The sequence below is a fragment of the Cellulosilyticum sp. WCF-2 genome (assembly GCF_003990395.1).
GTDB lineage: Bacteria > Bacillota > Clostridia > Lachnospirales > Cellulosilyticaceae > Cellulosilyticum > Cellulosilyticum lentocellum.
Genome location: NZ_CP034675.1, coordinates 2250014 through 2264290, shown reverse-complemented (window position 1 = coordinate 2264290; position 14277 = coordinate 2250014). Strand labels below are relative to the sequence as shown.

Here is a 14277-nt window from a genome sequence, read left to right as displayed (position 1 = left end):
AAACTATTGACTATACTCCAGAGCATCACAAAAAAACCTTAACCATTTTCCTTCTTGTGTAATGCCTAACATCATTAAGTTATATTTGCTTAAATCCATATTTTCTATCGCTGCTGCAGCTGACTTTAAAGATACTTCATATTCATTTGACATCCCACCAAAGATTACTAATACATTTTTCTTTTTCATCGCTCATTCTCCCTTTGATACGCTCAGTTAAATTTTTATAAACTTGCTATATATCTAGATTAACAATTCTTTATAACAATCCACTTACTATTTTCATTACGAATTTGTCATAAATTATTTTTTAATGCTATTAGTGTGGCAATCTGACTTTAGCATGCAAAAAGAGCCAAACAACATTTGTCATTTGGCTCTTTTTATGCTCCAGCACTTCATTATTCACTTTTTCTTACTTATGCTATTGCCAAAAAAGGGCATAGTCATAGCTCCTCAGTACACCTTGCACTTTAAAGGCCTGATAGCATAAGTTATAAAAGTTTCAACGAAGAGTGAGGAGCTCTTAAAAGTCTTAGCCGGTGCACCCTTATGTTAGGAAACTAAGACTTTAAGACTCTGGTTTAAAACTTTATTTAATTGTAAACTTTATAAAAACGTTTTTTGACAACTTATAAGTGGTGCCTCCCTTGCAGCGTACAAGCGAACATTTTCCTTAGAGCTAGAGGTACCTGCAAGGCAGATTGAGCCTTAGTCCAAGCCCGGTCAGTTCATCAATTTGATACTGTGGTGATTATACCATGGCAGTTGTTTGTTATGTTTTTACACCTATTATATGTACCCTAAAAGTGGAATCCCTAATAAAAATTTAACCTTCTTAATCTTTATGATATAATTCCATTGGTAACACATGATTAGGGAATTCTATTGTAATTCTTTGTAGATTTTTTCCTTTACTTTTCTTAGTGATACGCACATTACCAATATATTTGGTAGAAGGTAAGTGTGTTCCTCCACATGCACATACATAATCTAAGCATTTCCAGTAAACAGCTTCTTTTTGCTTAACATGAGCATATGTTTCTATTTTGTAGTCGTTTAAAATAAGTTCATTTACACATTCTGTAATTTTCATTATCTCATCATCATTTAATTTATCATGTATAAAAAAATCCAGCCTAGCTAAATCTTCCCTAATATCTGCCCCTTTAACATACGTTATTATTCCTTTCCTTACTCTATCAATTGCCATTAGCACAAGGTGAATAGCTGTATGTGAAATAGTTAATCTAGCTCGCCTTTCTACATCTATACAAATCTTCACTTTCATTCCTACTTTAAAATATCTTAGATATTCAACCTCTATATAATGATAAATAGGAGTATTAACAGATATAGTTGGAAAGTCTTGCTCCAAGAAAACATCTCCTACTCCTTTTTTTACATTTAAAAAAAGAATTTTTAAGCTTTGCTTAAAATTATCTTCTATTAAAAAACATCCTTTATCTGCCTGTTGTCCTCCTCCTTCTGGAAAAGCTACCGTTTGGTCACATACAATACCCATTTCACTAACTTCTACTACTGTAGCAATACATGTTGTTAAATACAAATCATCATAATATATTTTTTCTGTTTTTATCATTAATATCTCCTTAAATAAAAAATAACTGTATTAAAATAGTTACCGCTACTGTTCCGCAAATAGTATATGTTATATTTAGCTTAGCATAAGAAAGTATGACTGCTACACATCCACCTACTATACCTATTATAGGATAATTTGTATTTACTGATAAAATGCTTGGAAATATCAAAGATCCTAATGCTGCATAGGGTATAGCTTTTAAAATACCTTCTAACTTCTGAGATATATGCATTTTATCTAATATCATTACAGGCAGTACTCTTGGAATATATGTTACTAAAGACATTCCTATTATTATAAAAACTATTTGTATATCCATTGAGTTCCCTCCATTTGAAGCAAATTTTAATTTATGTAAAATCCCTTTTATTCCTTGTCGATTTTGCTCATAGTGTATTTCCCTTCTTCATTAGTATCACGTAATATTTCGGCACCTATAACACCACCTAGTATAGTCGAACAAACAATTGCCCAGCTAGACTTCATAATTATTCCTAATAATATATTGATACAGATGCTGATAAGTACTACATATAAAACTTTAAAATCTTCATGAATACTTGGCATAATCAAACCAATGAACATAGCATATAGTGCAATAGACATACTTGAACAAATACTTGTTGGAATAATATCTATGATAACTGTCCCCAATATGGTTCCACCAATCCAAGAAACATATGTTATTAATGCTAATCCACCAAAAAAGTATTGATTACAATGGCTATCTTCTTCCATAGACATAATTCCAAAGGTTTCATCTGTTACGCCAAATGCCAATATCCATTGCAACCATATAGGTACATTTTTTAATCGATTCATTATGTAAGTACTCATAATTAAATGCCTAATATTAATAATTAATGTAGCAATTATAATTTCTAAACTTCCAGCACCGACAGATAACATATTCACTGCCATTAATTGACTAGCTCCTGCTAACAACATTATTGACATGACAATGCATTCAAGCTTAGATAATCCTGTTTGAACAGCAATTACCGAAAATGCAATTGATATAGGTATAAAACCTATTAATATAGGTATGCCTTTTTTTAGTCCCCATATAAACATTTGCTTATTTTGATTTAACTTCTTCATGGCAAACCTCTCTCTTTTAATATTTAATATCATCCTATCTGTTCTTTATAACCCTCTCTTCCTAATGCCACTGCCTCTATAATAATTATTTGAAAATCATCCTCAAAATCAATTCGTATATTCATTTTCTTGCATTCTGGACTCTTTTTTTCTTCAGTAAATTTAATTGTTAAGCATATTACACTATCTTCAATAGTAGTCACCTCAAGCTGAACACCTAATATTATACTATTATTTTCATCAACCAAATAAACCCTTGGTTTAGTTAAATTTCTCCCATGTATTTCTATTTTATCGTTACTTTTAGGTATTACTCCATAAATTAAGACCTTTTCCCTATCCTTGTTATACATAATTTGCATCTGATTAGAAATAGAGACTACAGTCTGAGAAGGAATATTCGTCGTTACAACACAATTAGGATTAATGACGACATCGTCTCCAATATTTATAGGCCCTAATATTCTTGCACCTCCACCTATCTGAACATTATTACCTATTGTAGGATGTCTTTTCCCCGGCTTATTATTAGCTATCCTTCTAGAACCAATAATTACACCTTGCAACAAATAACAGTTATCTCCTATAATTGCAGTTTCTCCAATCACACTACCTACACCATGATCAATTACAAATCTCTTTCCAATCTGAGCTGCGGGATGAATTTCTACATGAGTCTTTACTTTAGCTTCTTCAGAAATTAAACGTGAGATTTGTCTACGCTTAATTTCTTCTAGTGTCTTTTCATAGTAAATCGCATTAGCCATTCTATAATATACAACTGCTCTAAAACTCAAATATGAATTAAAGACATACTCCAATTCATTTGCTGCAGGGTCTTTTTCTCTTAGTGCTATTAAATCATCTCCTACACGCACACATATTTCATCTATAACTTGCTTTTTAATATCAGTAATCATCCCGATATCATCCCATTCTTCTTTCGGTAGATATAAATAAAATAAATTTTCTATTTGCTTTTTTATTATTTTATAAATTTTTTTGTCCATTCGTCTATTTCCCCTTTGATTCCTATATCGTGCCCATCAATAAACTACTTATTTCCTATTAATAATGTTCTAAATAACTTCTCCCACTATCCGGTGCAACTGTAACTACTACTTTTCCCCTTCCTAATTCTTTTGCAAACTTTAATGCTATACAAATATTAGCACCTGCTGAAATCCCCACAAGTAAGCCTTCTTTACATGCCAATTGTTTCATCATTCCATTAGCCTCTTCATAAGTTATATCAATGGCATTATCAATAACCTCGCCTTGAAGAATAGGTGGTATCATTCCTATTGAAAGACCCTGGATTTTATGAGGAACTGAATTACCTTCTAAAGATTGACATCCTTTAGGCTGTACTACTACTATATTTGCATTACTAAACTTCTCCCTAATAGCTTTTCCAACACCACTTATAGTTCCACTACTTCCCATTCCTGCAACAAAACAATCTATTTGTTCCAATGCACTAACAATTTCCTTTCCCGTTCCCCTATAGTGTGCCTCTACATTCCCCATATTACTTAACTGATCTAGCCATATATACTCTGGATGTTCATTTAATATTTCATTAACTAATCTAATATGTGAATCATTTCCTGTACTACTATCTGATAAATATACCTTCGCACCATATGCTTCTAACATCCTAATCTTTTCCTTACTATAATTATCAGGAATAACTAATATTAAATTATAACCTAATATGCTCGCAGCCATAGCCAATCCTATTCCTGTGTTTCCACCTGTTGGCTCTATAATTGTCTGCCTAGAGTTAGGAACTAACACCCCTTTTTCTTGGGCTTCTCTAATCATCTGAATTGCAACCCTACTTTTTACGCTACCCCCTGCATTAAATTCTTCTAATTTCACATACACATCAGCCATATCTTCTGACACCACTCTTCTTAATTGAATCAATGGCGTGTTTCCTACATAGTCTATAACAGTATTTCTAAACTCTTTTTCCATAAAATTCCCCTTAGTATAGTTTATTTTTTCAAATTTTCTAATATAATATAACATATACTAAAATTTAATTTTAGTACCACAATTTTACTTTTTTTCTAGTACCACGTTGAATAAACCAACTTTTTACGAAAGGATACTAACTATGATTTGGATAGAAATAGATAAAACAAAAAAACTTCCCCTAATTAGACAAGTTTATCAGCAATTACGAAGTAAAATATTAAATGGTCAATTAAAATCAGGTGATAAACTACCTTCCTCTAGAGAATTAGCTATCTTCTTACATATTTCTCGAAATGTGATTTTAGAGGCATACAATTTACTATTGTTAGAAGGATACATTATTAGTAAACCTTCTATTGGTACTTTTGTTGCAGAAGGCATCTTATTAGACAACACCCTAACCACTCCTTCTCAAAACTTTTCATCTTCTCTACTTTCAAAAAATTCTATTTCTAATGAAAAAACCATAGATTTTCGTTCAGGCATTCCTGCACTAGACTTGTTCCCCCTAAAAAAATGGTATACTTTAGAATCTCAACTTGCTTTAGAGACATCGCCTAATTGCTTTGATTATGGTACGCCTCAAGGAACTCCTGAATTACGCACCTCTATTTGTACCTACCTCCAGCGAACACGTGGCCTAATTTGTGATCCCTCACAAATTATTATTACCAGTGGGTCCATTCAAAGCTTCTCTCTTCTATCTAAACTTCTACTGACTCAAGATACCTCCTATATCATTGAAGATCCTTTGCATTATGAAATCAGAAAAACCTTTGAAACCACTTGCATCAATCATTATAGTGTTCCAGTAGATGAACAAGGTATTCTTACTGCTTTTCTTCCTGAAAATATTAATCCTTCATTTATATTTGTGACACCTTCACATCAATACCCATTAGGTGGTCTACTTTCTATTCAACGTAGAATTGAATTAATTAGATATGCTGAAGAAAAAAATTGCTATATTATAGAAGATGACTATGACAGTGAATTCCATTATTTAGGATCTCCTGTTTCTGCTTTATATGATTTGGCTCCTAATCGTGTCATTTATGTAGGTACTTTTAGTAAAATTCTCTCGCCTTCTCTTCGTATAGGCTACATGATTCTTCCTTATGAATTGGTTGATTGCATTTGCGAATATAAAAAAAGAAGTGACTATTTCACCAACACCCTTAATCAACTGCTTCTTTCTAAATTTATAGATAATATGTACCTTAACAAACACATACTTAAAATGCGCAAGTTATATTTTAAGCGCCATAATACACTTATTGAATCACTACTAAGTACCTTCGATAATTCCGTAACAATTCAAGGAGAATCAACAGGGTTACATTTAATAGCTATGTTTAAACATGTAGAATTTACAGAGCCTCTAATAAAATTTCTTTATCAAAACGGTGTTGCTATTTATCCTATTTGGATTCACTCTCTAAGAAAAGATTACCCAAAAAACAGTATTATTTTAGGCTACAGCCACCTTTCCTGTGAAATGATTCAAAAAGGTATTACACTTTTAAAAGAGAATCTTATTGTTTGGTACAATCAGATTGATAGCAACAATAATGGCTAACGCCACCGTTTAAATCAACTTGTAGTATTCTTTTAACTTACAGGTTGATTTTTTATCTAATGAATTTGTCTATAATAACACTTCGATGTCTTTCATGCGGACCTCTTAATACTGCAATATCTAAAACTCATCTTAACTAACTACAATTACTTAAAATACGTACTATTTTATTACTAACGCAAAAATCTCTCAAGACATTAACTAGCAATATCTTGAGAGACCTATTATTTTATACTTATTCTAAAGTCATTTTATGACACATAGTTTAGAAAAACCACCAAATTTTAATATTTCCATTTTTATATTTTATATTACTCTTCTAATCACTTGAAGCGGTAAACTGCCAGATGTATAGGCACCTGAAATAATAATCCCTGTTGATGGTGTACTTGCATGAATCATCTTACCATCTCCTATATAAATGCCACAATGACTAATGGCTGATGCACTGCTTCCAAAGAATAACAAATCTCCTTTTTGAAGGTTTGCTTTAGCAATCAATGCTCCTACTTTGCTTTGATCAATTGAGGTCCTTGGAATCGTTACTCCATGAATTTTCATAACACTTTGTGTAAAACCAGAGCAATCTGTCCCATTTGTTAGACTACTCCCACCATATACATAAGGGTTTCCTAAATACTTCATGGCTGTATCAACCACTTTTTCACCTTTTGAACTATTAGTGGTTGTTGTGCCACCTGTCCATACAGGAATCTCTCCAACATTACTGAGTGGCTGGGTACTAATATAAGCTCCATACTTACAGTCTATATATTGACTCGACACAAACCCGGCACTGCCATTAACCATAATCTTATAAAAGTCATTAACTTTATATAAAACTTCAACATTAGTTCCGCTTTTCAAACTTCCAATAATTTTTGACTTTTGAGTATCCGGATAGCTCCTTATATTTAAACTTGTTGCTTTAACAGTCCCATCAGCTTTTGTGAGTGTTAGGTATTCTCTTTTAATATAAGCTTTTGTACCTTGAATATCGACTTTATACCATACATCACTTGTTCCTACCAAATCAACAATCTGTACTGACTCTTTAGCATAAACCTTCTTAACAATAGATGAGGTTGCTGTAGGATTTGATCTCACATTAAGAACATTTGCATTAACAGTACCTACTGTTTTACCAAATGCAAACTGAGGAAGCATCATCATGCTAGCTCCTAATATCAATGTTATTTTCTTTCTATTCCACATAAAAACCTCCATTTTCGTACCATAAGTTGTATATATTAACAATTTATTACATTTTGTTACAGACATTGTACATCTTTTTAAAACAAATGTCAATTTCTGTAAGAGTATTTCTGTAAAAACTACATAGCGCTATTAATTAAACCCTCCTAATAATTGATTCAAAATAAAAAGCCTCACAACTCTTGAAAATCAAGTAATTGTAAGGCTCAAACCTATTCCTTTTATTTTGCTATATCGCTTCTAAATAGAGTACGGTTCATCATACTATGCAAAGTATTGATAAACCGTACTTTTTAACATTTCACTATAATGATTTATAGTGTATTTTATTCGTTTTTCATTACTTATTTGTCCCAAATTTGTCCCAAAATTTTTATCAAACTACGGTTGTAGCTCCTTTAACATTTTGTTATACACTCTTACAATTATTTATCATTATTCTGCTTATATTCTATTTCATCAAATGGTATGATTAGTCCATAGTATTTTTTAGCTGACTCTATAATCTTTCTATCTAATCTAATCCGTTCCTCAAGAGTTATTTCTTCAATTAGTTTTCCGTTAACGGTTATAATATGCTTCATAAATCACCTACTTGTTTTTTATTTTATACCTTTCTAATTCCTCTAGAAATTCCTCATCTTCTCTCTCAAATCGCAACCCTATTGCATGAACTGCATTTATTAGCATCTGCTCAAATAATATTTCTCTTTCTTCTTCTGTGTATTCCTCGTCTGGAATATCATTTATATATCTTTCTATAGTCCAAGCATTTACATCAAATTTCTTTTTGGCCACATTCTCGACCTCCTTGACTTTTGTCCCTGTAGTTACATCACTGTCCCACTCTAAAATTATCACTTTTATAATTTTTGATACTTACTTTATTCATCTTCTCAACTTCTAGTCGTTTAAGTTCTCCCATTCTCCATTGGTCAGCAAGCGACTTTTTAAACCTCCAAGGTAATGTCTCTGAATGGGGTATTTCATCTAAACGATTTTCTATCCATCTAGGACTCACACCCCAATACTCAGCGAGTTGCTTTTTGCTAAGCCACTTATCTGTTATTTCCTGCTGTATGAGTTCTTTTATAGTATCTCTAAGTGTCTCATTGATATTCTTCCTTAAATCATCAAAAAATGTTTCTACAATTCCCATATTATCTCCTATCGTCCTTTTAAATTTATATTTTTTAATTATTGACTTTACTATATCATTTTATCCATAAAAACAAGGCTAGAGAAATCTAGCCTTAACGAACTATCTTTTTAATTGCTAATTTAATAGCTATTTATTACGATAAACTGGAATTTAGGACTTTCTTTGAATAGCAAAAATAATATCAATCGTTGGCTGATTTCCAGTGCTTTTTTCTGTGTGATATTCATATTCCATATTCAAAGCTTCATAAGAATTTTTAGGTAACCATTTTGTGTAAAAATATCGTTTTGCTTCTCCAATGGAAGCACCCCACAAAAAGCCCAGTTTAGGCTTTACTGTAATTTTAGCATACTCACTGGCAGGGAGTATAAAGGTTTCCAAGCCGTCTTTATCAAAAGTACTGCCTATAAACATTTCAAAATTGTTACTTTGTTCATCGTAGTTTCTGGATAGAACAAAATAGGGAAGTACCTCTCCCTCTGGTACTGAAACCGCCATATGGTATTTTTGGGAAAGAGATTTTATGTCTTTAGAAATTGTTTTATCGTTTGATTTCTGCCATAGTCCGTATATCGTCTGTTGCTCTATATATTCCACGTTTACTTCTAAATTTGCCATTTTTGAACTCCTTTCAAATTCAAATTTATAATTCTATAAAATAACTATTTTCTCTATTATACAAAAACAGAACCAAGTTTTCACCTGGTCCTACTTAAAAAACTATTCTTTTATTCAAGTTTATTTGTTGAACTAATCTTATAGATATGATCATTATTCTGTTTTATATAACTAATATCTCCTCCTAGTAACTGAACCAGTATCCTTACAGGCAAGTAGGCCTTACCATTTTCAAAAATAGGAGCTAATTCAATGGTTACTTCTGTTCCATCTATTTTTGCTGTTGTACTTCCTAATACCAGAGAAATAGTTTTTTTGTCTAATCCATTTATCTCTATCAAACGTTTCTTTTCTATCCATTCAACTTTGACTCCTAGCACTTCTCCTAAATCCTTTAAACTAAAATAAGTATGATTTTTTCTAATCAAGCCTTCTAAATCATATTTTCCCCTTACACTGTCCTCTAAAATATAGACTGAATCATTATTTTCTATTCTAGTAATCCATTTTTCTATTTCTTTAAAACACTTAACGTAATAAGTATCTTTTTCGGGCTTATCTTTTAGATTGTTGATTTGTAATGTTTTAGTTATATCATTTGGATAAACTTCTTTAAGTGTAACTATTCCTTGAGGTGTAATTGGCATATAGTATATTTCTTTATCTCCATTCATACATTCTGTCAAAAATAATAAAGTATATGTCCCTATTTCTCCAAGTCTATAATCTGTGCTTATATGTGTTGTTGCTTCTCTAGCACCTGGTGTTACTATTGTCATTTCTCCTTTTATTATCTCTCTATCCGTTCTATTCTTTAAAATATCGTAAACCTTTATCTTCCACTGGGTATCTGCTGTAAATCCTGATTCTGTACCTCTCCTGTCAAATGTTTCACTTTTGTGTGTCATTCCTGTTTCTTCCACTATTTGAGCAAGTACAATCATATCAGAGCGTTTAACTAGCATCTCTGGCTCTACATATATATAGCACCCTAGTATAGTATTGGTCATTATTATTAGACAAATCAGTATTATTCCCCGTCGCTTTTTTAGCATCTTGCTTCTCCCCTTTATCAAGAATATCTATCATCTTAATCTTATATCTATTAATCTAATATATCCATTACGACTCTATTACATTTATATGACTTTAAACTCTTGATAAACAAATTCGCATTTGGGACATAAAAAATGAGCTACATACTAATTTATAGCCTCTATAGAAACTACTTTTTAGTCGCAAAAGATACACCAAGGACTAATCCAAAGCTTTATTTACAAATAGTATATTAACCAAAATAACATAATTTTATCAAAAATAAAAATTTTAATAAAATACTTTATTTTACAACAAAACATGTCATAATTAGGATGTAATTTACATACTATAAAAAGGGGAAATTAAAATGAAAATAATTAAAAAGGTTTTGCTATCAACTTTATTAGTGGCATCATTAGTGACTACTCTATTCGCATCAAGTGCAGACACAAATTTCACTTTTGAAAATGGGGAAATCATTTGTGATTGTGGATATACCTTGGCTGAGCATGAGGAGTTTAAAGCTCAACAAAACCCTAACGCAAGATATCAACCATGTATATGTGGCGGAAGGGAACAGAGCGAAATCGTATATGTAGATAGCAAATGGTCTTATACGGGAACTTCAAAAAAATGTGCACATTATCAATTTGGTTATGATTTTGAGCAAACTAAAGGTACACGTATAAGATACTGGTGTAATAGTTGTGGACGCGAAAGTTTTTCTAATGGTTATATAACACAATGGGAATGTCAAGGGTTTAATAGTTAATAGTATTATAACAAGTGTGTAAATTACATTTATTGGTAGCTTTCTATGATAAAACAATTTCATAGGAAGCTGTCTTTATGTATAAGTATTTAAGATTCAATAAAATACCTTTATAAGAAACTCTACAAAATCTACTAAAATGAGAAATGCATAAATACCTTATTTTTGAGTTTTACACTTTATCCTACGTATTCTCTACAATACATAAAAATCGCACTAAACAAGTCTGCATATTTCTAAAAGCAATTCATGTCTAATAATGCAAACAAATCTACGTTTTTCATGTATATTAATATTTAAAGCAGGAAATAATAAAGGCATACCTGTATAAGAGGTATGCCAGTTAGATTACATTAAATAATCCAACATTAATTTTCTTTGAGCCTTAAGGTAGTTTAAATTCTTCCTTAAGGTTTTTATCATGTCATCATTCTTAGCCACATGCATTAGATCCTCGCATCTTCTAATTTCCCAACAACATGCACGGTATTGATTTTTAGCTTGAATATAGTCTAGCTTCTCTAAGAACTTAAAGTATCTTCTTGGTTGTGGTGCTTCAAATTTTTCAATTATCATGTTAGTTTCTCCTCAGTATATTTCTTGGTACATACCTTTCTAGCTCTTGGATATAGAGTATATAACTTTCTAATAGCTGCTCTAAATGACATATATACTCTTCTACAAAGTCATTATCCATGGTGGTACCTCTTCCTAATTTAGTATAGTTTTAATTAATCTAAATAGTATGCTTGTAAAAAGAAATCCCTTTAGTATCATTGTGCTGCTCCTCTCTAGTGAATTCATAGCAATGCTATGTACATCTAATAGTACGTTATTGCTTATGTGTCTATGTGCTGTTGTTCTTAAGCATCTTAGTACTCCTTTGAATTTATATAAATTTGATTGTTAACGTTAGTATGTATATACATTTAAAGTACTTGGATTAATCTATAGCTTTAAATCACTTTAAAAAGCTGCGCTTTTTTATAGTTTATAAAAGCATAATATCTCCCCATATCCTTTATCGTATCACCACCTAGTAGTTGACCTATCACTTACGTTACCGGACTTTAGCTTCTACCTGTGATACGGTAAAGGTATGATTTTATTTTTCAAAATAGAACCATTTTAACCTATTTAGGCTTATCTTTGGTAGTTATTACTACAATCTTTATCTAAGTTTACTAATACACTCATTTAGCTTTTCATCCGTTATATTGTAACTAAACACCTTCACAAGCTTCCCATTCATTACAGTGAGTGCCTCAGTAGGTATCAGCCTCTCACACCCTTCATTCCCTATCATTACATTACTAGATATGGTATTTACGCATTGTAAACCTATAACTGCACAGTTGTTTTTTAGTTGGCCACATATTACGGTTACATCAGGTCTTTGAGTACCTAAAATAATACGTCCACCAAATGATCTAACTTTTCTAGCTAGCCTTACTAGATCAGCGTAGCACCCTAAAGGCCTTCCTATTCTATCGTGGAATGTGTCTGCTATGTCTGCATATTCGTCTATTACTAGCATGAACAAACGTAGTTTACTGTCAGAACGTTTATTATAGTCATCTAGGTTAATATACCCCCCTTGATTAAATAGCACCTTACGTGCCTCATACTCGCTCTCAAATGCTTTTATTACCTCCGGTGCATTCTCTAAATCGCTTACATACTTAACAACATTCTTCTTATTCTTAAACATAAAGAAGTCAGTTCCCTTTAAATCTCCTATGTACAATGTTCCTTGCTGAGCTGCTAAGTAATTTAAAACAATAGGATACATTTTCCTTGTCTTGCCTGCTCCTGTGGTTCCTGCCACTATATAATTAGTTGCCTTGCCCCAAATAGGCTCACCATTAACATCATGCCCTATAAGTAATTCATCCATAGAGTTAGGCTTTATGCCCTTATAAGGATATTTAGTTTCGCATGTATCTTCTATGAGCTTATATTCTTTAAGTTCTCGTTGTTTCCTGTCAACTTGCATTTGCTCATAGTTCTTTTTTATTTCCTCATTTACCTTCTGCTTATCCTCATTAAACAACGACACTTCTATCTGCTTTTTCTTTTGGATCATTTCATCATATGCCTTGGTAACTGCCCTATCTTCCCTTTCTTTCTTGGCGGTGTCCATATCAACCGCTATTTTTGCTGCAATGCTTCCTCCAATAGCTGTTGCTCCAAATATGAATTGCCCTGTGGTAATTCCAAACAGACTCAATAATTCAAGCATAAGCCTACCCCCTCGCCTTTTCTAGCTTTATAGTTATCTCCTGAAGGTCCTTATAGTTATCTATATACTCTTTGCTTATTTCTCCTAGAAAGTATAGTACTGCCACCTCAACAAGTTCACTTGCATTTATACTCTCTATTAAGGCTGTTCTAACCTTTGCATTAGTAACGCTTATATTCTTGGTCATCGTTGCCATGAATGCTCCTCCTTGCCAATCTTGATTATACTTAAGCATATGCTTAGTTTTCTTAGAGTATGCTTAAACAGTTTGATTTATTTTACAGTAAATGGTATTTTGTATTTATAACCATTTAAGGAGATGTTGCAAATGATAAGCTATAATAAGTTTTGGCATTGGTGCTTAGATAATAATATAGATAAGTCTTACATACATGAAATAATAGGTATAAGTTGGCCAACCATAAGTAAATTACGTGATAATGAGTATGTAAAAATGCAAGTACTTGAAAAACTATGTCTACACTTTAATCTAACCTTAAATGACATTTGTGAATTAAAAAAAGAACCTTAGTTTTTCATGCTAAGGTTCTTTCCTATATGTCTTTTTTACTACAAACGGAAATAGTAAGTATGGTAATCCCATAGGTGTAATTCCATCTAATATTAAGTGAGTTGCAGCACCCACTACAAGTCCTATAATAAGCCCTATGTCCATTTTAAATAGTAACCCTATTAGTCCTAGTACCACCATAAAGAAAATAGAATGAGTGACTGTTCTGTGTTCCCAAAATAACCAACCAGGAATAAACCTACCCAACATGCTATTATCTATGTCTATATCGGGTAGTAATGATCCTGCTGCACATCCTACTATAAACAATAAGTTTGAAGGACTAATCTCAAATCCTAATTTATTTTCTAGGTACACCACACCCACTCCTGTTATTATGCCTGCTGCTAAGTGAGTCTTTCCATCCATGACCTCACGCTCCTTTGT

19 protein-coding genes are annotated in these 14277 nt (G+C 32.0%); 3 read left to right on the top strand and 16 right to left on the bottom strand.

Annotated elements, in window-relative coordinates:
• Positions 1-3: 3 nt before the first annotated feature.
• The 6 genes from EKH84_RS10115 to EKH84_RS10090 all read right to left on the bottom strand — a co-directional run bounded on the left by EKH84_RS10115 (position 4) and on the right by EKH84_RS10090 (position 4690).
• On the bottom strand, positions 4-189 hold the full coding sequence (locus tag EKH84_RS10115; protein ID WP_127066189.1) for a hypothetical protein: 186 nt from the start codon (positions 187-189) through the stop codon (positions 4-6).
• A 649-nt stretch (positions 190-838) separates the two neighbouring features.
• Positions 839-1603 (bottom strand): alanyl-tRNA editing protein, encoded by a 765-nt coding sequence (locus tag EKH84_RS10110; protein ID WP_127066188.1) that lies wholly within the window; start codon positions 1601-1603, stop codon positions 839-841.
• A 10-nt stretch (positions 1604-1613) separates the two neighbouring features.
• Entirely contained in the window at positions 1614-1925 is a 312-nt protein-coding gene (locus tag EKH84_RS10105; protein ID WP_127066187.1) for an AzlD domain-containing protein, read from the bottom strand.
• Between the two features lie 47 nt (positions 1926-1972).
• Positions 1973-2707 (bottom strand): AzlC family ABC transporter permease, encoded by a 735-nt coding sequence (locus EKH84_RS10100; protein WP_013656532.1) that lies wholly within the window; start codon positions 2705-2707, stop codon positions 1973-1975.
• A gap of 29 nt (positions 2708-2736) precedes the next feature.
• Positions 2737-3717 (bottom strand): serine O-acetyltransferase, encoded by a 981-nt coding sequence (locus tag EKH84_RS10095; RefSeq protein ID WP_243118657.1) that lies wholly within the window; start codon positions 3715-3717, stop codon positions 2737-2739.
• 58 nt (positions 3718-3775) lie between these two features.
• The gene (locus EKH84_RS10090) at positions 3776-4690 is read right to left on the bottom strand and encodes a PLP-dependent cysteine synthase family protein (protein ID WP_127066186.1); all 915 of its coding nucleotides are present in this window, start codon (positions 4688-4690) and stop codon (positions 3776-3778) included.
• Between the two features lie 142 nt (positions 4691-4832).
• On the opposite strand from EKH84_RS10090, the gene pdxR reads away from it, so the two are divergent.
• Positions 4833-6272, top strand: a complete 1440-nt coding sequence (gene pdxR, locus EKH84_RS10085) for a MocR-like pyridoxine biosynthesis transcription factor PdxR (protein WP_127066185.1) — start codon at positions 4833-4835, stop codon at positions 6270-6272.
• Positions 6273-6578: 306 nt separating this feature from the next.
• Here the strand turns inward: pdxR and EKH84_RS10080 are convergent, their stop codons facing one another.
• The 6 genes from EKH84_RS10080 to EKH84_RS10060 form a co-directional block, all read right to left on the bottom strand.
• On the bottom strand, positions 6579-7487 hold the full coding sequence (locus EKH84_RS10080; RefSeq protein ID WP_190283568.1) for a C40 family peptidase: 909 nt from the start codon (positions 7485-7487) through the stop codon (positions 6579-6581).
• Between the two features lie 425 nt (positions 7488-7912).
• Positions 7913-8071: a hypothetical protein gene (locus EKH84_RS22030; protein ID WP_190283567.1), complete on the bottom strand. Its 159-nt coding sequence runs from the start codon at positions 8069-8071 to the stop codon at positions 7913-7915.
• Between the two features lie 7 nt (positions 8072-8078).
• Positions 8079-8285, bottom strand: coding sequence for a hypothetical protein (locus EKH84_RS10075; protein ID WP_127066183.1), 207 nt, complete (start codon positions 8283-8285; stop codon positions 8079-8081).
• Between the two features lie 37 nt (positions 8286-8322).
• A complete protein-coding gene (locus EKH84_RS10070; protein ID WP_127066182.1) occupies positions 8323-8646 on the bottom strand; it encodes a hypothetical protein in 324 nt (107 codons plus the stop codon).
• Between the two features lie 153 nt (positions 8647-8799).
• Positions 8800-9267 (bottom strand): GyrI-like domain-containing protein, encoded by a 468-nt coding sequence (locus EKH84_RS10065; protein ID WP_013656523.1) that lies wholly within the window; start codon positions 9265-9267, stop codon positions 8800-8802.
• A gap of 110 nt (positions 9268-9377) precedes the next feature.
• Complete coding sequence (locus EKH84_RS10060; protein WP_127066181.1) at positions 9378-10322, bottom strand: copper amine oxidase N-terminal domain-containing protein; 945 nt, start codon at positions 10320-10322, stop codon at positions 9378-9380.
• Between the two features lie 350 nt (positions 10323-10672).
• On the opposite strand from EKH84_RS10060, the gene EKH84_RS10055 reads away from it, so the two are divergent.
• Positions 10673-11077, top strand: a complete 405-nt coding sequence (locus EKH84_RS10055) for a hypothetical protein (RefSeq protein ID WP_127066180.1) — start codon at positions 10673-10675, stop codon at positions 11075-11077.
• A gap of 348 nt (positions 11078-11425) precedes the next feature.
• Here the strand turns inward: EKH84_RS10055 and EKH84_RS10050 are convergent, their stop codons facing one another.
• From EKH84_RS10050 to EKH84_RS10040, 3 genes are all read right to left on the bottom strand, one after another.
• Entirely contained in the window at positions 11426-11653 is a 228-nt protein-coding gene (locus tag EKH84_RS10050; RefSeq protein WP_127066179.1) for a hypothetical protein, read from the bottom strand.
• 595 nt (positions 11654-12248) lie between these two features.
• Positions 12249-13319, bottom strand: a complete 1071-nt coding sequence (locus tag EKH84_RS10045; RefSeq protein ID WP_127066178.1) for an FtsK/SpoIIIE domain-containing protein — start codon at positions 13317-13319, stop codon at positions 12249-12251.
• 4 nt (positions 13320-13323) lie between these two features.
• Positions 13324-13515, bottom strand: coding sequence for a hypothetical protein (locus EKH84_RS10040; RefSeq protein WP_127066177.1), 192 nt, complete (start codon positions 13513-13515; stop codon positions 13324-13326).
• 132 nt (positions 13516-13647) lie between these two features.
• Between EKH84_RS10040 and EKH84_RS10035 the strand changes: the two genes are divergently transcribed.
• Positions 13648-13851, top strand: a complete 204-nt coding sequence (locus EKH84_RS10035; RefSeq protein ID WP_190283566.1) for a helix-turn-helix domain-containing protein — start codon at positions 13648-13650, stop codon at positions 13849-13851.
• A 9-nt stretch (positions 13852-13860) separates the two neighbouring features.
• On the opposite strand, the gene EKH84_RS10030 is transcribed toward EKH84_RS10035, so the two are convergent.
• Positions 13861-14259, bottom strand: coding sequence for a metal-dependent hydrolase (locus tag EKH84_RS10030; RefSeq protein ID WP_127066175.1), 399 nt, complete (start codon positions 14257-14259; stop codon positions 13861-13863).
• Between the last annotated feature and the right edge of the window lie 18 nt (positions 14260-14277).

Coding starts and splice junctions, on each gene's coding strand:
- EKH84_RS22030 (WP_190283567.1), bottom strand. CDS start 8,071: ATGAAGCATATTATAACCGTTAACGGAAAACTAATTGAAGAAATAACT.
- EKH84_RS10090 (WP_127066186.1), bottom strand. CDS start 4,690: ATGGAAAAAGAGTTTAGAAATACTGTTATAGACTATGTAGGAAACACG.
- pdxR (WP_127066185.1), top strand. CDS start 4,833: ATGATTTGGATAGAAATAGATAAAACAAAAAAACTTCCCCTAATTAGA.
- EKH84_RS10100 (WP_013656532.1), bottom strand. CDS start 2,707: ATGAAGAAGTTAAATCAAAATAAGCAAATGTTTATATGGGGACTAAAA.
- EKH84_RS10080 (WP_190283568.1), bottom strand. CDS start 7,487: ATGTGGAATAGAAAGAAAATAACATTGATATTAGGAGCTAGCATGATG.
- EKH84_RS10045 (WP_127066178.1), bottom strand. CDS start 13,319: ATGCTTGAATTATTGAGTCTGTTTGGAATTACCACAGGGCAATTCATA.
- EKH84_RS10065 (WP_013656523.1), bottom strand. CDS start 9,267: ATGGCAAATTTAGAAGTAAACGTGGAATATATAGAGCAACAGACGATA.
- EKH84_RS10110 (WP_127066188.1), bottom strand. CDS start 1,603: ATGATAAAAACAGAAAAAATATATTATGATGATTTGTATTTAACAACA.
- EKH84_RS10095 (WP_243118657.1), bottom strand. CDS start 3,717: ATGGACAAAAAAATTTATAAAATAATAAAAAAGCAAATAGAAAATTTA.
- EKH84_RS10055 (WP_127066180.1), top strand. CDS start 10,673: ATGAAAATAATTAAAAAGGTTTTGCTATCAACTTTATTAGTGGCATCA.
- EKH84_RS10070 (WP_127066182.1), bottom strand. CDS start 8,646: ATGGGAATTGTAGAAACATTTTTTGATGATTTAAGGAAGAATATCAAT.
- EKH84_RS10040 (WP_127066177.1), bottom strand. CDS start 13,515: ATGGCAACGATGACCAAGAATATAAGCGTTACTAATGCAAAGGTTAGA.
- EKH84_RS10030 (WP_127066175.1), bottom strand. CDS start 14,259: ATGGATGGAAAGACTCACTTAGCAGCAGGCATAATAACAGGAGTGGGT.
- EKH84_RS10115 (WP_127066189.1), bottom strand. CDS start 189: ATGAAAAAGAAAAATGTATTAGTAATCTTTGGTGGGATGTCAAATGAA.
- EKH84_RS10060 (WP_127066181.1), bottom strand. CDS start 10,322: ATGCTAAAAAAGCGACGGGGAATAATACTGATTTGTCTAATAATAATG.
- EKH84_RS10035 (WP_190283566.1), top strand. CDS start 13,648: ATGATAAGCTATAATAAGTTTTGGCATTGGTGCTTAGATAATAATATA.
- EKH84_RS10105 (WP_127066187.1), bottom strand. CDS start 1,925: ATGGATATACAAATAGTTTTTATAATAATAGGAATGTCTTTAGTAACA.
- EKH84_RS10050 (WP_127066179.1), bottom strand. CDS start 11,653: ATGATAATTGAAAAATTTGAAGCACCACAACCAAGAAGATACTTTAAG.